General features: G+C 65.6%; 24 protein-coding genes and 5 pseudogenes. 15 read left to right on the top strand and 14 right to left on the bottom strand.

The window, feature by feature from the left end:
- Positions 1–362: 362 nt before the first annotated feature.
- Complete coding sequence (locus MKL01_RS29670; RefSeq protein WP_243908773.1) at positions 363–587, bottom strand: hypothetical protein; 225 nt, start codon at positions 585–587, stop codon at positions 363–365.
- A gap of 1,548 nt (positions 588–2,135) precedes the next feature.
- Positions 2,136–2,519 (bottom strand): hypothetical protein, encoded by a 384-nt coding sequence (locus tag MKL01_RS29665; RefSeq protein WP_243908772.1) that lies wholly within the window; start codon positions 2,517–2,519, stop codon positions 2,136–2,138.
- 555 nt (positions 2,520–3,074) lie between these two features.
- On the opposite strand from MKL01_RS29665, the gene MKL01_RS29660 reads away from it, so the two are divergent.
- A complete protein-coding gene (locus MKL01_RS29660) occupies positions 3,075–3,335 on the top strand; it encodes a hypothetical protein (protein WP_243908771.1) in 261 nt (86 codons plus the stop codon).
- A gap of 60 nt (positions 3,336–3,395) precedes the next feature.
- Here MKL01_RS29660 and MKL01_RS29655 read toward each other — a convergent pair whose 3' ends face one another.
- The 8 genes from MKL01_RS29655 to MKL01_RS29620 form a co-directional block, all read right to left on the bottom strand.
- Entirely contained in the window at positions 3,396–3,893 is a 498-nt protein-coding gene (locus MKL01_RS29655; protein ID WP_243908770.1) for a DUF892 family protein, read from the bottom strand.
- A 43-nt stretch (positions 3,894–3,936) separates the two neighbouring features.
- Positions 3,937–4,224 carry a hypothetical protein gene (locus tag MKL01_RS29650; RefSeq protein WP_243908769.1) on the bottom strand — a complete coding sequence of 96 codons (288 nt, stop codon included), beginning with the start codon at positions 4,222–4,224 and terminating at the stop codon, positions 3,937–3,939.
- A gap of 351 nt (positions 4,225–4,575) precedes the next feature.
- Complete coding sequence (locus MKL01_RS29645) at positions 4,576–5,091, bottom strand: DUF3280 domain-containing protein (RefSeq protein WP_243908768.1); 516 nt, start codon at positions 5,089–5,091, stop codon at positions 4,576–4,578.
- A gap of 149 nt (positions 5,092–5,240) precedes the next feature.
- Positions 5,241–5,498 (bottom strand): hypothetical protein, encoded by a 258-nt coding sequence (locus MKL01_RS29640; protein WP_243908767.1) that lies wholly within the window; start codon positions 5,496–5,498, stop codon positions 5,241–5,243.
- Positions 5,499–5,574: 76 nt separating this feature from the next.
- On the bottom strand, positions 5,575–5,712 hold the full coding sequence (locus MKL01_RS29635) for a hypothetical protein (RefSeq protein WP_243908766.1): 138 nt from the start codon (positions 5,710–5,712) through the stop codon (positions 5,575–5,577).
- Positions 5,713–5,732: 20 nt separating this feature from the next.
- Positions 5,733–5,987, bottom strand: coding sequence for a hypothetical protein (locus MKL01_RS29630; protein WP_243908765.1), 255 nt, complete (start codon positions 5,985–5,987; stop codon positions 5,733–5,735).
- Entirely contained in the window at positions 5,984–6,319 is a 336-nt protein-coding gene (locus MKL01_RS29625; protein ID WP_243908764.1) for a hypothetical protein, read from the bottom strand. The genes MKL01_RS29630 and MKL01_RS29625 overlap by 4 nt, the downstream gene beginning before the upstream one ends.
- The gene (locus tag MKL01_RS29620; protein WP_243908763.1) at positions 6,316–6,561 is read right to left on the bottom strand and encodes a helix-turn-helix domain-containing protein; all 246 of its coding nucleotides are present in this window, start codon (positions 6,559–6,561) and stop codon (positions 6,316–6,318) included. Before MKL01_RS29620 ends, MKL01_RS29625 begins: the two co-directional genes overlap by 4 nt.
- Before the next feature lie 101 nt (positions 6,562–6,662).
- On the opposite strand from MKL01_RS29620, the gene MKL01_RS29615 reads away from it, so the two are divergent.
- Both MKL01_RS29615 and MKL01_RS29610 read left to right on the top strand, forming a co-directional pair.
- Positions 6,663–6,800, top strand: coding sequence for a hypothetical protein (locus MKL01_RS29615; RefSeq protein WP_243908762.1), 138 nt, complete (start codon positions 6,663–6,665; stop codon positions 6,798–6,800).
- An 18-nt stretch (positions 6,801–6,818) separates the two neighbouring features.
- Positions 6,819–7,439 (top strand): annotated as a pseudogene (locus tag MKL01_RS29610) (transposase); the annotation flags it as partial.
- Positions 7,440–7,441: 2 nt separating this feature from the next.
- Here the strand turns inward: MKL01_RS29610 and MKL01_RS29605 are convergent.
- The 3 genes and pseudogenes from MKL01_RS29605 to MKL01_RS29595 form a co-directional block, all read right to left on the bottom strand.
- Entirely contained in the window at positions 7,442–7,624 is a 183-nt protein-coding gene (locus tag MKL01_RS29605; RefSeq protein ID WP_243908761.1) for a DUF3606 domain-containing protein, read from the bottom strand.
- Positions 7,625–7,957: 333 nt separating this feature from the next.
- On the bottom strand, positions 7,958–8,215 hold the full coding sequence (locus MKL01_RS29600; RefSeq protein ID WP_243908760.1) for an amino acid transporter: 258 nt from the start codon (positions 8,213–8,215) through the stop codon (positions 7,958–7,960).
- Between the two features lie 375 nt (positions 8,216–8,590).
- Positions 8,591–10,775: pseudogene (locus MKL01_RS29595) on the bottom strand (ATP-dependent RecD-like DNA helicase); the annotation flags it as partial.
- 156 nt (positions 10,776–10,931) lie between these two features.
- Between MKL01_RS29595 and MKL01_RS29590 the strand changes: the two are divergent.
- The 6 genes from MKL01_RS29590 to MKL01_RS29565 all read left to right on the top strand — a co-directional run bounded on the left by MKL01_RS29590 (position 10,932) and on the right by MKL01_RS29565 (position 16,886).
- Positions 10,932–11,780: a metal-dependent phosphohydrolase gene (locus tag MKL01_RS29590; protein ID WP_243908759.1), complete on the top strand. Its 849-nt coding sequence runs from the start codon at positions 10,932–10,934 to the stop codon at positions 11,778–11,780.
- A gap of 452 nt (positions 11,781–12,232) precedes the next feature.
- Positions 12,233–12,595, top strand: coding sequence for a hypothetical protein (locus tag MKL01_RS29585; protein WP_243908758.1), 363 nt, complete (start codon positions 12,233–12,235; stop codon positions 12,593–12,595).
- Between the two features lie 356 nt (positions 12,596–12,951).
- Positions 12,952–13,413, top strand: a complete 462-nt coding sequence (locus tag MKL01_RS29580) for a KUP/HAK/KT family potassium transporter (RefSeq protein WP_243908757.1) — start codon at positions 12,952–12,954, stop codon at positions 13,411–13,413.
- A 32-nt stretch (positions 13,414–13,445) separates the two neighbouring features.
- Entirely contained in the window at positions 13,446–13,907 is a 462-nt protein-coding gene (locus MKL01_RS29575; RefSeq protein WP_243908756.1) for a low affinity iron permease family protein, read from the top strand.
- A 179-nt stretch (positions 13,908–14,086) separates the two neighbouring features.
- Positions 14,087–14,410 carry a hypothetical protein gene (locus MKL01_RS29570; protein ID WP_243908755.1) on the top strand — a complete coding sequence of 108 codons (324 nt, stop codon included), beginning with the start codon at positions 14,087–14,089 and terminating at the stop codon, positions 14,408–14,410.
- 517 nt (positions 14,411–14,927) lie between these two features.
- Positions 14,928–16,886 (top strand): AI-2E family transporter, encoded by a 1,959-nt coding sequence (locus MKL01_RS29565; RefSeq protein ID WP_243908754.1) that lies wholly within the window; start codon positions 14,928–14,930, stop codon positions 16,884–16,886.
- Positions 16,887–17,375: 489 nt separating this feature from the next.
- Here MKL01_RS29565 and MKL01_RS29560 read toward each other — a convergent pair.
- A pseudogene (locus MKL01_RS29560) lies at positions 17,376–17,588 on the bottom strand (ISL3 family transposase); the annotation flags it as partial.
- Between MKL01_RS29560 and MKL01_RS29555 the strand changes: the two are divergent.
- The 6 genes and pseudogenes from MKL01_RS29555 to glnT form a co-directional block, all read left to right on the top strand.
- Positions 17,578–17,713: pseudogene (locus tag MKL01_RS29555) on the top strand (D-amino-acid oxidase); the annotation flags it as partial. The pseudogenes MKL01_RS29560 and MKL01_RS29555 overlap by 11 nt on opposite strands.
- Positions 17,714–17,807: 94 nt before the next feature.
- Positions 17,808–18,494: a helix-turn-helix domain-containing protein gene (locus MKL01_RS29550; RefSeq protein ID WP_243908753.1), complete on the top strand. Its 687-nt coding sequence runs from the start codon at positions 17,808–17,810 to the stop codon at positions 18,492–18,494.
- A gap of 103 nt (positions 18,495–18,597) precedes the next feature.
- A pseudogene (locus MKL01_RS29545) lies at positions 18,598–19,503 on the top strand (class II glutamine amidotransferase); the annotation flags it as partial.
- A gap of 35 nt (positions 19,504–19,538) precedes the next feature.
- Positions 19,539–20,225, top strand: a complete 687-nt coding sequence (locus tag MKL01_RS29540; protein WP_243908752.1) for a GXGXG domain-containing protein — start codon at positions 19,539–19,541, stop codon at positions 20,223–20,225.
- 14 nt (positions 20,226–20,239) lie between these two features.
- On the top strand, positions 20,240–21,568 hold the full coding sequence (locus MKL01_RS29535) for an FMN-binding glutamate synthase family protein (protein WP_243908751.1): 1,329 nt from the start codon (positions 20,240–20,242) through the stop codon (positions 21,566–21,568).
- Positions 21,569–21,639: 71 nt separating this feature from the next.
- Entirely contained in the window at positions 21,640–22,947 is a 1,308-nt protein-coding gene (glnT, locus tag MKL01_RS29530; RefSeq protein WP_243908750.1) for a type III glutamate--ammonia ligase, read from the top strand.
- Positions 22,948–23,174: the final 227 nt, after the last annotated feature.

Genomic DNA, 23,174 nt, shown 5'->3' with positions numbered 1-23,174 from the left:
CCACCTCAAGGCCCTTGAGCGGTACGCCGGTCCTGAACCGATCATACTTGCGGCCGAGGATGTCGAGCGCGGGACCTGTTGAAGCCACGACAAGCGGGCGATCGATCTCGCTGGCAATGCGGAGTAGTCGATCGCGGAAGGCGGAGTCTGGTTCGGGATGGCTCACCTCAGCAGGGAAACAGCGCCACTGGCTAGGCCCCCGGCGGCGATGACCAGAAAGGGAGCCCCCTGAGAGCCAGCGTCATTGAGGAGCTTCAGGGCTACTGCTGCTACGATGAGGACGCTCAGGCCCATCGCGAGCGCGGCCAGCGTCATTTCAGGTAGCCCCACGCCTTCGAGCACTTGTGAGGCGTAAGCCATCCTTAACCTCTGCTCCGATTGTTCATCTGAACAAGCCGAGTCAGCACTTCTTCAAAGCTTGCGTCTCTTTGCACGCCATCCACGACGGCCGCTGTCGCGATCAAATCGCGTTGCATGTCAGGCTCCAATAAGGGCCAAGCCAGGATCACGGCCGCTCCTAATTGAGCCAGGGCGACGTTGTCCTGTTCGCCGTGCGTGTCGATGAGCGCACGATCTTGATCGGCCATGGAAGCCTCCTGGTTGGCGTCAGCGTTCGCCATCGGGGAGGGAACGCGCGACGAATAGGAAAGGCGCGCCGTAGAAGCCCAGATCGCGAGCGGCGCGCCCCTCATTTCAGGTAGCCCTTCGCCTTCAGGTGCTCGGCTAGGATCTGGCGGATAGCATCGGCCCGAGACGGTTTGGGATCGGGCTGGTCCGCGATCCATGCATTGAGAGCGTTCAAGACGACGTCGGGAAGCAAGTGCGCGACAGCAGTCGACTCTAGGATCGAATCTCCCAGAACACTAGAGAGGTTCGCCGCAATCTTATCCATTAGGACCGCTTTGCCTTCAAGGCTTCCTCGACAAGGCGGCAGATGAGTGAGAAGCTTCGGACTAATCTTCGTTCTCAAGGCGCCGGTCCTCCCTACGACGCAACCGCCGCTCGCCAATGTACTCTTCTGTTGCCCGAGGCGGGACACCAACGGCCTCCCCGTCTCGAATACCTTCGAGGACATTGGCTCGGCCGTCCCGACTCTCGGTGCCGCCTGGTTCGGTCGCGGCGGGCTCGCCGGCTGGCGCACTGTAAGATTGAGCTTGAGCGATAGTTGTGCCGCCAAGCAGCGTGGCGAGGGAAGCGACAAGGGCAAGCTTCGTCATGGCGCGCTCAACCATTCGATCGCAGCGGACTTTGCTGTGTCGTTCGGCGCGAGATGTATGGCTGCAATCGGCCGGAGCGAGCAGCGCCTATTTCATATAGCCCTTCGCTTTCAGGTTCTCGGTGAGAAGGTTCGCAACACCAGGCAAATTACGGCTTCTTCGGGTCAGCCGCGGCGGCATCTCGTTCCAAGCGCGCAGCCTTCAGCCGGGCGGTATTCTGATCTGCAGCGCTGATACTCGGCCGGGCGGGTTCCTGTGCATCGGGACGATCCTGAATTTTTGCGAAAGCCGCCTCGGCCTGCATTCGCTCTCTACTCTGATGTTCAGCCAAATCTCATTCCTTAGTTCGATCCCTCAGGATCCTCACGATGCCGCACGTAACCTTGACCGGTGAGTCGATCAGGAAGCTTTGTTCTCGTGCGCGAGCCGTATCGCTCGCAATCGTTCGGTGCGCTCTTCGACGGCCCGGCGCTCCTCCTCAATCTCTTCCCGCACCTCGGCAGATGTCGTCTCGCGAGTTTCCGCTTTCGTTCGCGAGCTTGTGCGATCGGCGTGGCGGGAAGCTTGGAAGTGGGACATGTACCTTCTCGTGAGCCAGTGTTGGGCCGAGATAGGGCACTTGTCCGAGCCGCCATCACCGGCTCGCCTCAGTACCTTCCCCATGAAGCGCGGCATGCTGTCAGGAGCGGTACCGCCCATCCGCAAAGCCCTTCAGCGACACGCCGGTCCCGTACCGGTCGTACCGGCAGCCGATGACATCGAGCTGGGCTCCGGCGGATGTCGAGACAAGAAGTCAGTCATTGCTGCTGACGATGCGGAGTAATCGCTCGCGGAAGCCGGCGTCAGGCTCCAGATCGATCATGCGTCATCTATGACCGCTTCGTCCTCAAGGCCTCCTCGACGAGGCAGCGGATGTGATCAGGGCTTGGCGATGTGCCATGCTCCGTTGAAAACGCCGTCGCCATTGGCATCGCCAGGCTTCGTATCCTTGGCGAAGGTGTAAAGCGGCTTGCCCTTGTATGCCCATTGCGTTGTGCCATCGTCACGCGTCACGACGGTCCAGTCGCCAGACGCCGCAGAGCCGGGAGCAGCCGTAAGTGCTGGCCAGTTCGCCGCACAAGTGCCGTTGCAGGCGGATTTGCCGGCCGAGTCTTTGTCGAAGGTGTAAAGGGTCATGTTCTTGGCATCTATTAGAGCCGGACCCTTGGGAGTCTGGCCAGGCATGGCCGGCGCGGCGGCCTGGGCAGACACGACGGCGAAGGCCAAGCCTGTGACGGCGAAGCGGATCAGCAGGGTGCGCATCGGTAGGATCTCCAGCGGTCGAGCCTGACCGCATCGATAGATATGCTAGCTGTCCGCGTCTGTTCCGGGCGATGCAAAATTTCGGGCCTCGGAGCAACCGCTCGATGTTCGTTTTTGGCGAACTCAAACTTAGGTGCGCAAGGCCGGGCGAGCCGTGATGACATGGCCGCCCGGCCATTCCTGACCCAAGCTGATATGACGACACTCCTCTGGCCTGGATCGCCACGGCATGGCACCACGCGTTCATGCCGAAGCCCAAATCGCAAATCTGCGAAGTGAAGATCGAGGGCGAATGGCGCGCCGTCAGTCTCACTGTGGCAGCGGTCAATCACGTGAGGGCCTTAAAGCGTTGCACGGCCTGCCATGGCCGAGTGACGATCCTCGGCACCTATAAATGGCCGACCGTCCGTCGCACCATGTCACACCGGAAGTCGCATCACGGCTGCCCGCTGATGCCAGACACGTACTCGGGCACGCCATCGCTACATCCGCAGGCACTCGCCTGAGGCGCCTCAGGAGCGACCTGAGCCCCGACCATCTAACCGGAGGCCGATCATGAGCCCTTCCGAACCTAGTCGCCTGATCTATGCCAGCCCGAATGGCGACCACTGGTACCTGCTGGTCGACCCCACGACCGGGCACAGCTTCGTTCGGCACGCCGGCAACATTGCCTCAGGCGGGCACGTGACGGATTTCAGTCTCGCGACCTTCCTTGCATCGAACCGCAACGGACCCGAGCATCAGGAACTCTGGCGGCTGATCGGCACCCTCGTCGGCGAGGATGGGCCGAAGCAGCTGCCCACCGACGTCGCGTAGGGGCAGGACCATGTCGCCCGCCCAGTTTGTTCACGGGCGGGCGGATATGCGCATGCCGTGCTATGCGGATTTCCGGTCAAGATAGGCGTGAACGATGTTGGGCAGGTTGCTTCCGAGCCAATCGCCCATCTCCTGCTCCTCCTTCATCGACTGCTCCAGCACCGATTTGTCGTCCCCGGCGCCAGAGGCGTCGGCAAGGGCGAGAAGCACCTTGTAGGCGCTGATCTCGTAGGCCTTGAAGCCGATAGCAGGGAGGACGTTCTTCAGCACCTCATCGTCGGCCCCGGCATGGGTGAAGCCGGCTACCGTCGCGACAGCGCCAGTGACCGCCTCCTTGAGCAGCGACTTCTTCGATCCATGCTTTTCAAGGAGATCGTCCAGCCGGGCAGCCTGCGTGACCGACCGTTCATGGTCGGCCTTCATCTTCGCGTGCAGGTCCGGGTACGCCTCCATCCGGGGCAGTTCGTTCTGGATTGTGCCGATCGCTTGGGTCTCGACGGCGTGCTGATTGCGCAGCCCGTTTAGGTAGGTGTCCATCGCCTGCTTTACGTTGCTCATGCCTTGATCCTACGCTGAACGATCCGAGTTGATTGGTGCAGGCTTAGCAATTGTCGGCGCCGGGCTCTACGGGCTGACCCTCAGGCGCCTTCTTCGAGCCGTCATCCTTCGTGGTCGCGCCGGTATTGTTCATCGCGCCAACCGTGCCGGGAGACTCGGCCTTGGCGCCGGGGGTCACCTTGGCAGTCGAACCACCATCGACATTCGAGCTGCTATCCTTCCCGGTAGCCGCATTCGTCGTCGTGCCGACATTGCACGGCGCAGCGATAACGAGGCTCGCAGATAGCGTGAGCATCGTCACGGCAGTGGAGATCTTCAGGATCTTAGACATGCTTCCTCCAGGTTCTTGAGCCTGAGGGAAGGGGGCTCACTGATCGTTGTTCCGGTTGACCCCGTGTGGCAACTGTTCGCGGCCGAGAATATTACCCCTTCCGCTCTCGAAACCGGAGCCCGGCGCCGCCGCCGTTCTCGGGAATGAATGCAACGCCGACTACCCTCGCTGGTAGCGAGCCGCTAAGGCTATCAACGAACATCCGGGGATCCGGCGTTGCACGACCTTGAGCCTGCCGTCACCGCATGGTGCAAAGAGAACGGCCAGGTGTGTGAGTGTCCAGCCAGGAGCCCGCAACGCTCCGCACGTCCGGTTCGACTCCGGACCCCGGCCTCCAAGTCGCCCCGCCCATCATCGGCTTGACTTGGCGGCGCTCTCGGGTGGCGGCAGGTTGTTTTTCACGAGGTACTTCACCCCGTGATCAAACGATGCGTCGTTGTCGCCGCGGATGTCGACGCTGTAGGCCTGCTCGGGTGTCCCCGCCTTCAAGTCCTTCACGTACAAGTTGATGTTCAGGATCAGGTTTGAGACCTTCTGGATCTCGCCCGTGATCGCGACGTCCGCTCCGAGTTTGCGGGCGAAGTCGTCGGCGCAGCCACCACACTTGCGTAGCTCCGCGCCCTTGGCGACCTCCGCTTTGACCGGATCCGTCGAGACGACCTCGTAGCGGCCCGTAACCTTAAGTTGCGCGCGCAGCAGATCGCTCAAAGGGCCGAGACGGGCAACGTCAGCGTCAGTCGGTCCTTGGGCTCCGAGATTGGCAAGCTGAAAGTCGAAAACAGCGGCCTTCGGAGGTTCGGCGTGAGCGGCGGTGGCAGCCGGCACCATCGCCGTGACGGCAGCTATCCCACACGAGCGGAGCTTCATGAGCGTTCCCTCAATGATCTATCGTTGGCTGGGGAACGCGTGAGCGGATGATCGGTCGCGAGCTGGCGTCTATCTCTTCCGCTCCAGGAGCCGGAGCCCGGCTCCGCCGCCGTCAGCCGTGATTATATGGCCGCCCGGGCAGCGCGGCCTCAATGAGGAACGAACCTCATGCGATAGGCGTCGATCTCGCGGCGCGCAGCCGGGCCAACCCCCGGCAGCGCCGCGATTTCTACCTTTGACATGAACAGCAAACGCTCTGGCGCATCGATGCCGGCCTTCACCAGCGCTTCGGCAATCCGTTGTGGCAGACGGCCATCAAACAGCCGGAGCGTGGCTCGATCCACGGTCATGATCGCGCTGTCTGCGGCGAGCGCCAAGACGCGGGCGCGCTGATCCTGCTGGCTCATTTCTGCTCACCCTTCCGCTCCCAGAACCGGATCCCGGCCCCGCCGCCGTTCTCGGGGATGAACTCCAGACCGGTGGTCATGACGAGGGTAGTGCCGCTACGACGATGCCGGCTGCGATGGCTGCAAAAGCGCAATCCTCGAACGCGTATTCTAAGTCGGCCGCTTCGAGCAGACGCACCGTTGTGACGAGCACGACGGCGACGCCGATCGCCATGAGGCGACTCTAGATCAGGCTCATGCGGCATTCCCAGCCTCAGGCTCTTGAATGCCGAGCCGCTCCAGGGCCGCCGAGCGCAATTTGAACACGTGCCGCTGCTTCATGAACGGCGCCGGTCGCTTAATCGCTGGTATTTCGTCGAGCAGTTCGACAGACCTTGTATCCGGTCGGCTGCTTCCTCGACGGACATCCAACACCAGGCTGGCGATGACGATGCCGTCGCGCAACACGTCGTAGCTGCCGGGTGCCAGTTGCTCGACGGTGTAGGTCATGGCTGTCCCTTGTCCTTGCGGAAGCCAGCGAAGAAGCGCGTCAGACCGTGCAGATCGGCGTGAGGGAGGTTTTCCGAGGCATCCTGTACGGCCTCGCCGTCCGCGACGCCCTGTCCGATCTTCCCCGCTAGCTCGTGCAGCGCCTGCATTAGCAGAGGCGGCCACTCGACGCCGTGGTCTTGGAGGAAACGCGCGGCTTTCGCGAGCGCTGCAGCCTGCTCCACAGGCACCGGCCGACCCATGATCTGCGCATCAAGTGTACGGTCCGCCAGCACGGTGCAGAGGCGTAGAACCTCATCCAAGCCCTCGTCCGAGGCGGATCTGGCTGTCATGTCTGATCCTTCCGCCTGAGTTTCACGCCCGGCTCCCCGCCGTTGAGGAAGACGAGTCCCTCTTCTTCGAGCGCCCGCTGGACGGCTTGGACATTCACGGAGCGCCCCGCGATGGGACCCGCGCCAGCCGCTTCCATGTTCCGGATTGTGTTGACGTTGAGGCCCGCCGCCTCGGCAAGCCGGGTTTGATCCATCCCAACAAGCGCACGCGCCGCTTTAAGCTGGTTGCCGGTGGTAAGCATCTGGGCCTCGGAATTAACTATCTATATATCACACCTAGAAAGCTATTGGCACAGGGCAGGAGGGTTATATCTAGTTTTTGTACCTAGATTGGATCCGTCGAATGTCCTATCGCACTGTTTCTCGGACCCGCATCGACCGCGCCGGCCAGGACGCCCGCACCAAAATCCCCGCTGGCCAGCGCGGCGCCCGCGCTCTCAACCTGATCCGCCTGCCCAAGCTGCTCGGAGCTTTGGCGTGAGCATCCTGGGCAAGTGGCGGATCGTCGATCCGAGCCGACGCCAACAGACAGCGCTCCGGGAACGCTTCTGAGGCCGTCGACTGGGACGACTTGGCCCAGACCCGCCGGTCGGTACGCGAGTATCTCGACACCCTCGACGAGGCTGCCTGGGGAGCCGCGAGCGAGAGCACGCCGAAGCTCATCTCCCGCTCCGACCCGGCGGCGCAGTGGACAGGTGCGCTGAAGGGCCATGCCTTCTTCGCCTACGCCACCAACTACCTGATCGATCTCGACCACGCCGTGATCGTGGATGTCGAGGCCAGCCGTGCGATCCGGCAGGCGGAGGTCGGGGCAGCCCGCACCAGAGTCGGGCGCACGCAGGATCGCTTTGCGCTATGGCCGGCGCGGCTTGCGGCTGACAGTGCTTATGGCTCGGCCGAACACCTCGCCTGGCTGGTGCACGAGCGCGGGATCGAGCCGCATATCCCCGTCTTCGGCAAGTCCGAGCGCAGCGACAGCACCTTCAGCCGGTCAGCCTTCACGTACGACCCAGCAGCCGACGCCTACACATGCCCGGCCGGCAAGCCACTGCGGCAACGCCGGAAGGTCTACCGGACGCCGCCTCCGCTGGTCGATGCGGACGGGATGAGGCGAGTGCGCCCCTAACGCTTCTTGCCCAACTCTGCGGCGATGTCCTTGGTCATTCGACCAACCCTCCGATGCGCCGCCGTCAGCTGGTCCTGCGTGACGCCCCAGCGCTTCATCCAGAACTCGACAGCCTTGCGTTCCGACAGGTCGAGCCTGTCCTTATCGATAAAGCCACGCTTGTCCTTAAGGCCGGCCATGGGGGATCCTGTTTGGTTGGGGACATCGGTCCGAGGAGAAGCTCACGACGGACTAGCGAGCACGAACGCGAGGTAGCGCAGCTTTAGCTCTTCGCGTTCACGAAGTCAGGAAGGATTCGATTTTTTAGGACAGATACTTATCAGATGAAGAAAGCGACTAATCTCCGGTCGCTTTCCGCTCAGCTTGATATTTGAGCCAAATCGCTCGATCAACTTCAGCGCGCCTGAGCCGATCAGTCTCTTTCTCATGCGTAAGCCACAGGACAATGCCGACCATTGTCGCCAGGACGAGAGGGCCGAGAAAGAGAACAAGCATCTGTGCGAGCGTCAGGCTCACGCGCGCAGGGCTCCGAGCAGGCGTCTGGCTACCAGATGTAGTATACCTGCCAGCAGACTCCAACCAACCAGAAGAGCGCTGGCTGTCAGCGCGCTGGCGGTACCCGAGAAGATCGCTACTGATGGGGAGATGCCGCCGACAGCCACAGAAGCGACGGCGACGCCATTGACCCACATCGCCGTCAGCTTCGTCCGCTCATTGCGGATCAGCTTGGCGTCGTCCGGGCTGAGTGGCGGGATGTCGGTATCGGCCATGACACGGGGAAGCTCGGAGCAACCGAGGGGTTGAACAGGGGCTCGATCCGTGAGGCCATTTAGTACAAAACAGGAACAAAATCCAGGGTCGATCTCGCCTTCTCGCGGGCTTTGACGCTACCGTCCCCAATATACGAGAGCGCGGCACTCGGCGGTTATCGGCAGCCAGGGATGGGCAGATGATGAGCATGCGCCGCTTCTTGGATGAGGTCGGCCGGGGCCTCTGAGCGCCCGATTTGCGCTGAGTGACGGCAGCTAGGCCAACCCCAGATGCTGGCAGGAAGGCCAACGGGCCCAGGCGGCGGCAGGTCGGTCATGCACTAAAACATTCGATTGCTCGACCGTTCGTGACAGCCGCTGCTGAGGGTGTGCCGTTGCCCTGAGCCATTCACGAAGCTTGGTCCAGCGCGGCCGCATGTTGCCGCCGCGGACCGCAATGCCCAGCGCCTTGCGCTGTGCGAGCAGCCCGACGAGTCGCTTGCCGTGGGTTACCCCCGTGTACAGGAGGTTCCTCGCCAGCATCGTCCAGTGCTGCATGGCGAGCGGGATCACCACCGCCGGGTACTCCGAGCCCTGCGACTTATGGATGGTCGTGGCATAGGCTGGTACCAGCGTGTCGAGCTCGCCGTAGGGGTAGATCACCTCCCGCCCCTCGAAATCGACGATCACCGCCCCTCGACCTCGTCGATGCGCGCCACCGTGCCGAGATCGCCGTTGAACACCTCCCGGTCGTAGTCGTTTTGACTCTCCATCACCCGGTCCCCGGGCGAGAAGCGCCAGCCGAACCGCTCCACCGAGATGGTGGGGTTCGGGTTCAGCACCGCCTGAAGCTCATGGTTGAGGTTGCGCGCGCCGAGCACGCCGCGCTGCATCGGGGTGAGCACCTGCACATCGCGCACCGGATCGAGACCGAAGCGGGCCAGGATGCGCTTCGTCACCACCTCGATCAGCGTCGCCACCGCCGGCTCAGGCTCGTCGATCTCGATCAGGTGGAAGTCGCTGTCCGTGCCCCGCGCAGCCGGCTCGGGCATCTTGCCGGCGTTGATCCGGTGCGCGTTCACGACGATCCGGCTCTCAGCCGCCTGCCGGAACACCTCGGTCAGCCGCGCCACCGGGATAGCCCCCGAGGCGATGACGTCCGCTAAGACCTGCCCAGGTCCAACCGAGGGCAGCTGGTCAACATCGCCGACGAGGAGCAGCGCCGCGTGCTCGGGGACCGCCTTGGTCAGGGCGTTCATCAGCGGCACATCCACCATCGAGATCTCGTCGATCACCAACAGGTCGCAGGCGAGCGGATTGTCCTCGAGCGCGAGAAACCGCCGTGCTTCGGGTCGATCTCCAGCAGTCGGTGGATCGTCTTGGCCTCGAGCCCGGTCTGCTCGGTCATGCGCTTGGCCGCCCGGCCGGTCGGGGCGGCGAGCAGCACCTGCACGCCCTTCGCCCGCAGGATGCGCAGGATCGTGTCGAGCGTCGAGGTCTTGTCCACACCCGGACCACCGGTGATCACCGCGAGCTTGGCACCGAGCACCCGGCGGACGGCCTCACTCTGCGCGAGCGAGAGAATCTTACCGGTCTTGTCCTGGACCCAGGGCAGCGCCCGGGCGAGGTCGATCTCGGGCCAGGGCGGTGTGCCCTTCACTCGCCGAAGCAGCCGCTCCGCGATCATCCGCTCGGCGGCGTGCAGCCCGGTCAGGAAGATGCACGCCTTGTCGCCGAGGATGTCCTGCACGACCTCGCCGGTCTCCAACACGTCAAGCAGCGCCGAGCGGATCAGTGTCGCCTCGACGCCGAGCAGTTCGCCCGCGAGCTTGATCAGCTCCGCCACAGGTAGGGCACAGTGGCCGCCGTCGGTCGCCGTCTGCAGGGCAAACGAGATGCCCGCGCGCAGCCGCTGCGGCGCCTCCGGGGTCAGCCCGAGCTTCATCGCGATGGCGTCGGCGGTCTTGAAGCCGATGCCGCGGATGTCCTTGGCCAGCCGATACGGATCCTCGGTCATGACCGCGATGGCGTCGTGGCCGTAGGTCTTGAAGATCCGCACCGCCCGCGCCGTGCCGACGCCGTGGGCGTGCAGGAACAGCATGATCTCGCGCACCGCCTTCTGCTCGGCCCAGCCGGCGATGATGCGGGCGGCGCGCTTCGGGCCGATGCCGGCGACCTCGGGCAACCGCTGCGGTTCGGCCTCGATGATCTCAAACGTGCCTTCGCCGAACGCCGTGACGATGCGCTTGGCCATGGCCGGACCGATGCCGCGCATGTGGCCGGACGCGAGGTACTTCTCGATGCCCTCGACTCCGGTGGGCGGCGTGACCTTGAGGGTGTCGGCCTTGAACTGCACGCCGTGCTGGCGATCCGTGTGCCAGATGCCGGTGGCGGTGATCCACTCACCGGCCGCGATGGCGGGGGCATGCCCGATCACCGGGACGAGGTCGCGCTTGCCCCGGGCCTGGACCTTGAGCACGCAGAAGCCGGTCTCGGGGCTGTGGAAGGTGACGCGCTCGATGGTACCGGCCAGCGCCTCGATCTCGGGACCGGTCGAGCCGGGGAATGCGCGCGCAGCCACGGCGGCTATGAGATCCTACGAGCCTGCCTCGGAGCCTGACGTCCCGACATTTCGCGAGGCGGTTTGTTCAATATGGGCCGCCGCTCACTTGATCTCATGATGCTGATCGAAACAGCAGGCCGTGTGGGCGTTGGCTCGATTTGTGAGAGACCAGGCATGTTCGATGTGACGAAGATGCTGGCCGACGCGCTGGGCGAGCACCTCGCGCTCACCTACCAGCGCACCTTCGGCAGCCGCGAGCCACGTTTTGCCGAGGTGATCGAGGCGTCCGCACGCCTGACCATCGAGCGCATCGTCGGCAGCGACGCGCTCTACCATGACGGCGACCACACCGCCCTCGTCACCCTCGTCGCCCAGGACATCCTGCGCGGACGGTTCCTCGACAAAGGCATCACGCCGGAAGATTGGCTGCACATGATCCTGGCGGCCCTGTACCACGACATCGGCTACGTGCGTGGTGTCTGCGCGGGCGACCGGGCAAACGCCTTCGTCATCGACGCGCAGGGCGCGACCATCAGTCTGCCGCGGGGTGCCTCGGACGCGGCGCTGGCGCCCTACCACATCGAACGCTCGAAGCTGGCGGTGCAGGAGCGCTTCGGCACGAATGACCTCGTCGATGCGCAGCGGGTGATGCGCGCCATCGAGCTGACCCGTTTCCCCGTGCCCGCGGACGACGAGCACCGGGAGACGGGGACCGAAGCCGGCCTGATGCGTGCGGCCGACCTCATCGGGCAACTCGGCGATCCGCTCTACCCGCGCAAGCTGAACGCGCTGTTCCACGAGTTCGCCGAGGTCGGTCTCGCTGACCGGCTTGGCTACGCCGGGCCGGCCGAGCTTGCGGAGCGGTACCCGGCATTCTTTTGGGGGAAGATCGAACCTGTCATCGGGGACGCAATTCGCTTCCTCGATCTGACTGTCGAGGGGCGGAGCTGGGTGGCCAACCTCTACAGTCATGTGTTCGCGATCGAGCATGACCGCCGCCGCATGGGACCGCACCTAGGCTGAGCCGCAAAAGTAGCTCTCAGCGACATCGGCCGTGGTGGTCGTTCGCATTGAGTTTCACCCTCGCACGCGCGAGGCCACATCGTCCGATTGTGTCCGGTATGATTTGGTACAAGCCGCTTCAAAATGTGGGGCGAAACGTGGCCAGGGCGTGAAAGCCGTTTCGACTTTACAAATTATAACAGGTACTTGGGCCACATCAGCGGCGGAGACGGAGGGAGCTGGAGCCCGTTCGCCGCTAAGTCGCTGATCCTGAACGCTAAGACCCTAGACGCGTCGCCCGCGCTGTGCCGTGCCCCTGTGACACCCCTCCACCTGAACAGCCTGCGGCGGCGGGGTCAATCCCTGGGCGATGCGGCTCTCGTAGCAGAGTGTCGCCAACTTCCACCCAGTTCGGTTCGCGGGGTCAATGAAGGCCGCGACCGCCAGATCAACCGACCCGACAGCAATCAGTGATGCCGCATGCTATCGAGTTGCCCCAGGGGCGGTCCGGCTCGGACCGGCATGCGCCATCAGCGGCAGGCCGTCGCAGCATTGGCGTCGCGGACGTGGTCGAGTGCAAGCGGCGCGGCCTCATAAACTTCCGCTCTTGGCGTCGCTGGTTCACCACCAAGATGGACTGGGCCGCGGTCGACGACGACCTGATCGCGCTCATCGTCGGCCCCGAACTGTCAGGGCTGATCCTGGGGCGATACAGTGAGGGCCCAGAGACGGAGGCTGCTAAAGTCGCGATTGCCATGGTGCGGCTTTCTTCGCTCGACAGTTCGCCGATCAAGGCGGCGCAACCGCTGAGCGGCGGCGGAAGAAGCAGGGTTTGAGCGTACGCGAAGCGACGATACGGTTGCAGCCCGCTTAACCGGCTAAACAGCCAACTTCGCATGTCTGAACGCGCGTAACAGATAGCGTTATGGGTTACCTGTTACGCTCAACGTCGAAGCACGGCAGGTGAGGATCACCTTTCCGGCGAACTCGGACCCGAGCTTAAATCGCAAAGCTGCTGCGGCTTTGAGCCATGCTGCAGTCCGGTGAGTGGTGCTCTCTCCGGGGTCAAAACGGTGCCTGAAAATCGCGGAATGACCCTGCACGAGGTGAGACGAAACCGGAACAAACATAGTTAACACGAGAGTAACCCCAGGAGAGTTCACCCGGCAGGAAAACCAAGCACCTGCCGCGCATGACGGGCACGGGCGCGTTCCTGACCTCGGCCGAGGACAGCATGCCGTTGCCGCTGATGAACTTCGTGCGCCACCTGCAGGTTCTGCACGAGCGCGTGCTCCTCGTGACGCTGCAGATCCTGGACGTGCCGCACGCGGCAGACGCCGAGCGGATCGAGGTGGTGCCGGTGGCCCCGGACGTGACCCGGGTGTTCCTGCGCTTCGGCTTCATGGACACCGTGCATATCCCGCGCGCCCTGCGGCGGGCAGTCGAGGACGGCCGGCTTCAGGGCGTCGACTGCGACCGCCTGAGCTACTTTATCAGCCACGAGACGGTGGTGGCCTCGGAGAAACGTCCCGGCATGGCGGGTTGGCGCGAGGAGATCTTCGCGCTGATGCAGCGTAACGCCGAGGAGACGGCGAGCTACCTTTGCGTGCCGGCCCGCCAGGTGATGGAGGTCGGCGCCGAGATGGAGGTGTAGGTGATGGCCGTTCGACGGAAGCGGGGGGCCCGATGAGAACGCCGAAGGGCTTTGCCGAGTTCGCCTCGCGGGTGGCGCGCGCCGCGGGTCGGCCGACGACCTTCGCGCTCAGCCTGATCCTCATCGTGGTCTGGGCGGTCACGGGGCCGCTGTTTGGCTTCTCGGATACGTGGCAGTTGGTGATCAACACCGGCACGACCATCGTGACGTTCCTGATGGTGTTCCTTATCCAGAACACGCAGAACCGAGATGGAGCGGCCATCCAGGCCAAGCTCGACGAGCTAATCCGGGCGAGCGCGGCGCAGAACCGCTTCATCGGCATCGAGGGCTTGGCGGAAGAGGAGCTGGACGAATTGCGTGCCCGGCTTGCGCTCCACAACGGTGCACCTTCGAACGCGGTGGTCGAAGCCGCCGATCAGGCAGAGGCTGCCGCAGATGTCAGAGCTCGCGAGGCGGCGCAACGCGTTGCCGGGTCGCCCAGCTATCCGAGATGAGACGCGCCCACCGCCCGGGGCCGTATGGCTTCCAACACGGCCTGACCGATTGACGAGCAGCGATGCGCGTCCGTCCCGGGTCGGGAGTCCCTCGCCTAACCGTCCGCCGCACCGGGACAGGCAAAGCGAGGGACGGACGTGTCCGATAACGAGCGCACCCTGTCCTGGTCGCGACAGGGATGTGGTCGGTCGCGGTCATCGACGGCGGCGACACGCTGGCCGTCCGGTTGCACGCCGCCGACGGCACAGAGACCCGCCGCCGCCTGCCGATGGGGCCGTGGGAGACGTCCTGTTTCAAATCGCGGACGCGATGGACGTCGGTCTGGACCAAGCACATCGACCATCCGGATGACGGGGTGGAGGATGACGACGATCCGGTGCTCGATGCGGCGGCAGCCCTCCGGTCCGGCGGTCACGCCGTCGAGGCGGACGAGGCGTTCGGGCGGTGGCGGGTCGACGGCGCGACTGGATTTCGCTCGGCGCGCTGCTGGCGCTGGCCATGAGCTAGACCTGAGGGAAGAGCCGGGGCGAGCGCAGTAGCACTGCTTTCAGGACGCGCCGGCCGCACCGACGGCCGTCACACGTGTTTTCCCTGTCCGATCGCCTCGGGCGGGGAGGCTCCAGATATGCGAAAATCCTGCCCGGCATGGCCGGATAGGGCTCGTCAGGTTCGGCCTCAGACCCGGGCGGTCGGCCCGCTTCCTCTACGACCTCGACGATGCGGTTGCTGCAGTCGACGCGGACCGGCCGCTCATCCACCACGGTGTAGCTCCTACCCATCGCGTGTTTCACCGACAAGTTGGCCAGTCGGCAACCGCAACGGCGATGTGAGGGAGACCATTCCGCCACGGCCTACTGAGCCATCGCGTGCTGCTTCATCCACCTCGGCAGGACGCGACCGACCGCGCAGCGCCTAGGGAACCGGCTCGGCGCTCGCGCGGTATGGGCCGAAACGGATGCGGCGGCGTTGTCGGTTGGCGTACTGCCGAAGTCGGCGCTGCGTCGAGGAGTTTAAGCCGCATGCCCACCGACGAAGCCGTCGCACTGCGCCCGCCCGCCCAGGTGCCGCCCCCCCTCGTGCCGGGCCTACGCGGCCTCCTGACCCTCGCGGTCGGCGTCGTCCTGATCGCCGCCCTCTACTTCGGACGCGACGTGTTCATCCCGCTCGTGCTGGCGGTCCTGCTCAGCTTCGTCCTGGGCCCCGTGGTCAGCTTGCTTCGGAAGCTCAAGCTAGGTCGCGTCCCTTCGGTCATCATTGCCGTCTTCCTCGCCCTCGGCATCATCGGTGGCTTCGGTGCGATCATCGGCACCCAGGTCGCGGGCCTCGCCGGCAACCTGCCGCAGTATCAGGCCACCGTGCAGAGGAAGGTCGCGGGACTGCAGCAGGGCTGGCTCGGTGACGCCAACCGGGTCCTGCAGAAGTTCAGCCACCAGGTCCAAGACGTGACCCAGAAGGCCGATGCCGCCGGCACGACCGCGGCGGCCGGACCGGACGGCAGCACGCCCAAGGCGCAGTTGGTCAAGGTGCAGGAGCCCGAGGTCTCGCCCCTGACGCTTGCCCGCAACGTCCTCGGCCCGGTAGTCGAGCCGCTGACGACGGTCGGCATCGTGCTGGTGGTCGTCGTGTTCCTGCTCCTGCAACGCGAAGACCTGCGCAACCGCATGATCCGCCTGTTCGGGTCGAGCGACTTGCACCGCACGACGATGGCAATGGACGACGCGGCAGGACGGCTCGGCACCTATTTCTTGGCCCAGCTCGGCATGAACGCCACGTTCGGGGTCATCATCGGCGTCGGCCTCTGGTTCATTGGCGTGCCCAATCCGCTCCTGTGGGGTGTCTTCTCGGCGCTGATGCGCTTCGTCCCCTATGTCGGCGCCTTCATCTCCGGCATCTTCCCGGTGGCTCTCGCGGCCGCCGTCGACCCGGGTTGGTCCATGGTCATCGCGACCGGGGGGCTGTTCCTGATCGCCGAGCCGGTCTTCGGGCAGGTGATCGAGCCGCTGCTCTACGGTCATTCCACCGGGCTTTCGCCGTTCGCGGTGATTGTCTCGACGCTGTTCTGGGGCTTCCTGTGGGGGCCCATCGGCCTGATCCTGGCCACGCCGTTCACCGTGTGCCTCGTGGTGCTTGGGCGCCACGTCGACAGCCTGGAATTCCTCGACGTACTGCTGGGTGACCGGCCGCCGCTGACGCCGGTAGAAAACTTCTACCAGCGCATGTTGGCCGGCGATCCGGACGAGGCGCGCGACCTCGGCGAGGCCATGCTGAAGGAGCGCTCGCTGTCCTCGTACTATGACGAGGTAGCGCTCAAGGGTTTGCAACTCGCCGCCAACGACTTCGCCCGAGGCGTGGTCACCCCGGGCCAGCTGGAGAATATCCGGACTTCGGCGCGGTCATTGGTCGAGGACTTCGAGGACCACGAAGATGTCGAGCCGAAAGGCGACGACAAGGCGGTCAACCCGAACGCCACGCCGACCCTGGCCGAGCGGGCCCATCCGAAGAACGAAGCGGTGCCTGGTCAAGCCCCCCCGGCCGACGCGCTTCCGGAACCGTGGCGCAGCGAGGCACCCGTCCTGTGCGTGGCCGGACGCGGGCCACTCGACGAGGCCTCCTCGGCGATGCTGGCCCAGCTGCTGCGCAAGCACGGGCTAGGCGCCCGGGTGGTGGGCTATCAGGCCGTCTCGCGCGACCGCATCCGCGACCTAGACCTCACCGGCGTGGCGATGGTGTGTATCTCCTACCTCGACATCACCGGCAACCCGGCGCACTTGCGCTACCTACTGGAGCGGCTCAAGCGGCGCGCCCCGGGCATGCCGATCCTCGTCGGGCTGTGGCCGGTGGGCGAGAAGGTGCTCACCGACGCGGCCACTGGACGGCAGCTCGGTGCGGATGTCTACGTGTCCTCGCTGCGGGACGCCGTGGAAGCCTGCCTGAGGGCGCCTTCGGCACAGGCGCCCCGGTCTCAGGCCGCTGCATGAGCATCAGCGGACTAAACTCGCTTATCCGAGAACCAGGCGGATCGAAGGGTTCGACTTCGGGATTAGGATCTTAGTTCCGTTGTTCTGAACAGCCGATTTGCGTCGACGAGATCCTGTCCGTTCCTACGGCGGATCTTCTTCGAAGCGAACCAGCGACTTTCGGAGCGATCGGGACAGCAGGAGTATAAAGCGAACTCGGCCGGACCAACGCGAGGCGCGTGCACGGGCGTTCCTGCCTGACGGAGCCGTGTGTTGGCCCTGTCAGGTGGCGGCATCCGCCCAGGTGACCCCGAAGCCCGTACCCGATGGCGCCCTCGCACGGTAGCATGCGTTTTCGGGCTGAGGCAGCGAAAGAGCAGCCATAGTCGACCCGGCGCCGTTCGCGAGCAGCGGCGAGGAGAACACAGTTCCAAAATCCAAAACACCCATGCCCGTCCCCACAGGGATTGATACCCCCCAATGAAGTGGCTCTCCGTCGGGTTTGGTGGATCACGCTGCGAGGAGGAAGCGGCGACGCAGCAGGTCAAACTTGGCTCGGCCGTACATGGAGCGCTTGAGCAGCTTGAGGCGGTTGACCTGTACCTCGTCCTGCCCGCTGCTCCAGGGCAGGCGAAGGCCGGCGCGAACGGCAGCCCCGTCCTGATCTAGGCTGACGGCGAAACTCTCGGCCACCCGCACGCCGCAGAGCCGGGCATCGGCCAGCTCCGGGCACGGATTCGGCCTCGGGCCCGGGGCCGGCCGTCTGACCGCCGATCTCGTGACAAGAGCGCCCGATCGTCGATCCGAAGGCCTTCCGGTTCTCGTGTTTCTCCGATGGGTCAAAGATCGTGCCGTTGACAGGCGTCTGTCGCCGCGGCAGGGCGCCCGGGAGCCACGCAGCCGCGGCCGCGGCTCGTGATCGCCGAGGAGAGGGAACCCGCCATGCCGCCAGGCTCGTCGAACCGGACGGCGCGGCATGCTCCGGACCGGGTGCGCGAACCGGTCCTATCACAGGATCCCCATGCCGTCCGCGAGCCGCGCGAGAACAACCTCGAACGGGCGATCGGCCATGCGGTGCGCGAGCGGCGCAAACGGCTGGGCCTTACCTCGGCGGATCTCGCCGCGGCCACCGGCCTGTCGCCCGGCATGCTGTCCAAGATCGAGAACGGCAACATCTCGCCGTCTCTGACGACGCTGCAGCTGCTCGCCCAGGCCCTCGGGATGCCGATCACTGGCTTCTTCCGGGGGTACGAGGAGGTCAGAAACGCGGTCTTCGTCAAGGCCGGCGAGGGGGTCGAGCTAGAGCGGCGCGGCACCCGGGCGGGGCACCAGTATAACCTGCTCGGGCACATCCACGAGAACACCAGCGGGGTCATGGTCGAGCCGTATCTGATCACACTCACCACCGATTCGGACGTGTTCCCGACCTTCCAGCACGCGGGCCTGGAGTTCCTCTACATGTTGGAGGGCGAGGTCCTGTATCGGCACGGGGACCGGCACTTCCACATGCAGCCGGGCGACAGCTTGTTCTTCGACGCCGACGCCCCGCACGGTCCGTCGGAGCTGCGCGCGCTACCCGCCCGCTACCTGTCGGTGATCGCCTATCCACAATCCGGCGGGACGGGCTGATCCACGGTGATCAATTCTCATGGAGAAATCTTATTTCCTGGGGGTTGATCTCCAAGATGGCGGCCGCCTATGCTCCGGGCGAACCCGCGACGGAGGTGGTGCCATGTGCGGCATCGTCGGATTGTTCCTGAAGGACCCCGCCCTGGAGACACAACTCGGCGCGCTGCTCGCCGACATGCTCGTCACCATGACGGATCGCGGGCCGGATTCGGCGGGGTTGGCGATCTACGGGCCGCCGGTCCCCGGCCTGTCGAAGATCACCGTGCAATCGGTCCGGCCCGAGGCGGATTTTGCCGGGCTGGAGCGGCGCCTCGCGGAGGTCTCCGGTTGCTCCGCGTGCGTCGCCGTGAAGAGTTCGCACGCGGTGATCGCGGTCGCCACCAACCGGCTCGCGGCGACGCAGGACGCCCTGAGGGGCCTCTCACCAGACCTGCGCGTCATGTGCGCGGGCGAGAGCGTCGAGATCTACAAGGAAGTCGGCCTGCCGAAGGACGTGGTCACGCGCTTCGGCATCGCAGGGATGTCGGGCACCCACGGGATCGGTCACACCCGGATGGCGACGGAATCGGCGGTGACGACCATGGGCGCGCACCCTTTCTCCACAGGCGCCGACCAGTGCCTCGTCCACAACGGCTCGTTGTCGAACCACAACAACCTGCGCCGGAGCCTCGCCCGCGACGGCATGGCCTTTGAGACCCAGAACGATTCCGAGGTCGCGGCGGCCTACCTCACCACCGCGATGGCGCGGGGCCGCGACCTCGGCGCGGCGCTGGCGGGGGCCCTGAAGGACCTCGACGGCTTCTTCACCTTCGTGGTCGGCACCAAGTCCGGCTTCGGCGTGCTGCGCGACCCGATCGCCTGCAAGCCGGCGATCCTCGCCGAGACCGACCGATACGTCGCCTTCGGATCGGAATACCGGGCGCTGGTCGGCCTGCCGGGGATCGAGGCCGCCCGGGTCTGGGAGCCCGAGCCGGCGACCGTCTATTTCTGGGACCAGCGGCACGCCGCCTGTGCCGCCCCGCCGCCATCACCACGGACCCGTCCATGCCCGTCTTCGATCTGGCGGCGACGCCCCTGCGCGCCCTGAACCAGGCCCTTCACGGCGTCGCCGCCGGCGCCAACGACACCGCCTTCGAGGTGCTGAATCCCAGGGGTCAGCACGCGGTGGCGGTCGGGATCGACGGGCCCGTCACCGTCACGGTGCGAGGCTCCGTGGGCTATTACTGCGCCGGCATGAACGACGGCGGCACCGTCACGGTGCAGGGCTCGGCCGGGCCCGGCGTCGCCGAGAACATGATGTCCGGCACCGTGGTGATCGAGGGCGACGCCTCGCAATATGCCGGGGCCACCGGGCGCGGGGGCCTCCTCGTCATCAAGGGCAACGCGGCCTCGCGCTGCGGCATCTCCATGAAGGGGATCGACATCGTCGTGCACGGCTCCATCGGGCACATGTCGGCCTTCATGGGCCAGTCCGGCTCCCTGGTGGTGCTGGGCGATGCCGGCGAGGCGCTAGGCGATTCCTTGTACGAGGCCAAGCTGTTCGTCCGCGGCCGCGTGACGAGCCTCGGGGCTGACTGCATCGAGAAGCCGATGCGCCCCGAGCACCTGGAGCACTTGGCGGTGCTCTTGGACCGAGCCGGGGTCGCCGACGCCCGGCCTGAGGAATTCCGCCGCTACGGCTCGGCGCGCCAGCTCTACAGCTTCAACATCGACAACGCCGACGCCTACTGAGCGGGAGACCGGGCATGACCTACCAGAACCCGCCGATGCCGCCGCGCAAGTCGGCGACCTTCGACGACCACACGCTGGCGGAGATCCGCCGGGCGGCGGCCACCGGCATCTACGACATCCGCGGCGGCGGCACGAAGCGCAAGCTGCCGCATCTCGACGACCTGCTGTTCCTCGGCGCCTCGATGTCGCGTTACCCGCTGGAGGGCTATCGGGAGACCTGCGGGACCGGGGTCACCCTCGGCACACGCTTCGCGAAAAAGCCGATCGCGTTGAAGATCCCGGTCACCATCGCCGGCATGAGCTTCGGATCCCTGTCCGCCAACGCCAAGGAGGCGCTCGGCCGCGGCGCGACGCTGGCCGGCACCTCCACCACCACCGGTGACGGCGGCATGACCGACGAGGAGCGCGGCCATTCCGAGATCCTTGTCTACCAGTACCTGCCGTCCCGCTACGGCATGAACCCGCGGGATCTCCGGCGCGCCGACGCCATCGAGGTGGTGGTCGGCCAGGGCGCCAAGCCCGGCGGTGGCGGCATGCTGCTCGGCCAGAAGATCTCCGACCGGGTCGCCGCCATGCGCGACCTGCCCAAGGGCATCGACCAGCGCTCCGCCTGCCGCCATCCGGACTGGACCGGCCCGGACGATCTCGAGATCAAGATCGGGGAGTTGCGCGAGATCACCGACTGGGAGAAGCCGATCTACGTGAAGGTCGGCGGTGCTCGGCCCTATTACGACACCGCGCTCGCCGCCAAGGCCGGGGCCGACGTGATCGTCCTCGACGGCATGCAGGGCGGCACGGCGGCGACCCAGGACGTGTTCATCGAGCATGTCGGCCAGCCGACGCTGGCCTGCATCCGGCCCGCCGTGCAGGCGCTGCAGGATCTCGGCCTGCACCGGAGCGTGCAACTCGTGATCTCGGGGGGCATCCGCTCGGGCGCGGACGTCGCCAAGGCCATCGCGCTGGGGGCGGACGCGGTCTCGATCGGCACTGCCGCCCTGGTCGCCATCGGCGACAACGACCCGGCCTACGAGGAGGAGTACCGCAAGCTCGGCACCACCGCGGGCGCCTACGACGACTGGCACGAGGGCCGCGACCCCGCGGGCATCACCACGCAGGATCCCAAGTTGATGGCCCGGCTCGACCCGGTGCGCGCCGGCCGGCGTCTGGCCAACTACCTGAAGGTGATGACCCTGGAGGCGCAGACGATCGCCCGCGCCTGCGGCCACAACCACCTCCACAATCTGGAGCCGGAAGACCTCGTGGCGCTGACCCTGGAGGCCGCCGCCATGGCCCGCGTGCCGCTGGCCGGCACCGACTGGTACCCGGGCAAAGCGGGCTTCTAGCCCTTCGACCCCGCCGGTCGCGCCGGTTGGGGCGCGGCCGGCTCCCACCGATCTGTGCTTAGGGGGCCGCCGTGACGATCGACCTTTCCGCCTACGCCGCCGAGCACGGCGTGCGGTACTTCATGATCTCCTACACGGACCTGTTCGGCTGCCAGCGTGCCAAACTGGTGCCGGCGCAGGCGATCGGGGACATGCAGCGCGAGGGCGCGGGCTTCGCGGGCTTCGCCACCTGGCTCGACCTTACCCCGGCCCATCCCGACCTGTTCGCCATGCCAGACGCCGCCTCGGTGATTCGCCTGCCCTGGAAGCCGGACGTCGCCTGGGTGGCGGCCGACTGCACCATGGCTGAGGCGCCCGTCGATCAGGCACCCCGGGTGGTGCTGAAGCGGCTCGTGGCCCGGGCCGCCGCCGAGGGTCTGCGGGTCAAGACCGGCGTCGAGGCGGAGTTCTTCCTGCTGAGCCAGGACGGGGCGGCGATCGCCGATCGCCACGACCGGGCGGAGAAGTCCTGCTATGACCAGCAGGCGCTGATGCGCCGCTACGACGTGATCACCGAGATCTGCGACCACATGCTGGCGCTCGGCTGGAGGCCCTACCAGAACGACCACGAGGACGCGAACGGCCAGTTCGAGATGAACTGGGAATACGACGACGCGCTCGCCACCGCCGACAAGCACGCCTTCTTCAAGTTCATGGTCAAGTCGGTGGCCGAGCGGCACGGCCTGCGAGCGACCTTCATGCCGAAGCCATTCCCGGGGCTGACCGGCAACGGCTGCCACTGCCACGTCTCAGTGTGGAACACGGCCGGGACCGAGAACGCCTTCGCGAATCCGGACATGCCCTTCGGCCTGTCGGCCCGGGGCCGACACTTCCTCGGCGGGATCATGCGGCATGCCCCGGCGCTTGCGGCGATCACCAACCCGACGGTCAACTCCTACAAGCGCATCAACGCGCCCCGTACGATCTCGGGGGCGACCTGGGCGCCCAACGCCGTGACCTGGACGGGCAACAACCGCACCCACATGGTCCGGGTGCCCGGACCGGGTCGGTTCGAGCTGCGCCTGCCCGACGGCGCGGCCAATCCCTATCTACTCCAGGCGGCGATCCTGGCGGCGGGCCTCGACGGGCTAGCGCACGCCGCCGATCCCGGACCGCACAGCGACGTCGACATGTACCGCGACGGCCACACGGTCACCGGCGCCCCGCGCCTGCCGCTCAACCTGCTCGACGCCCTGCGCGCCTTCGAGGCCGACGAAGCCCTGCGGGCGAATCTGGGCGGCGCCTTCTCGGCCGCCTATCTCAAGCTAAAACGGGGCGAGTGGGACAGCTACTGCGCCCATTTCACCGCGTGGGAGCGAGACACCACGCTCGACGTGTGATCCAAAGTCGACCTGCACTCGTCATCCAGCACTCTCGGCAAAGGAACGGGCGCTACGCGTGCAGCCCGCACCGGCGGTCGTTCGCCTCCGCCGTCCTCGGTGCACGGCGTCTGTTTTCGATGAAATCGCTTCGCCGCATCATCTGCAATTGCTTATACTTGCTGCTCATTTGCACAAAACAATGGCGCAAAAGTCAAATTTTTATCTTCTAAATAAATAGACCCGCT

This window comes from Methylobacterium sp. J-070 (genome assembly GCF_022829385.1).
Lineage (GTDB): Bacteria > Pseudomonadota > Alphaproteobacteria > Rhizobiales > Beijerinckiaceae > Methylobacterium.
The sequence above is the reverse complement of the archived record's forward strand: the minus strand, read 5'-3'. Positions and strand labels throughout refer to the sequence as shown.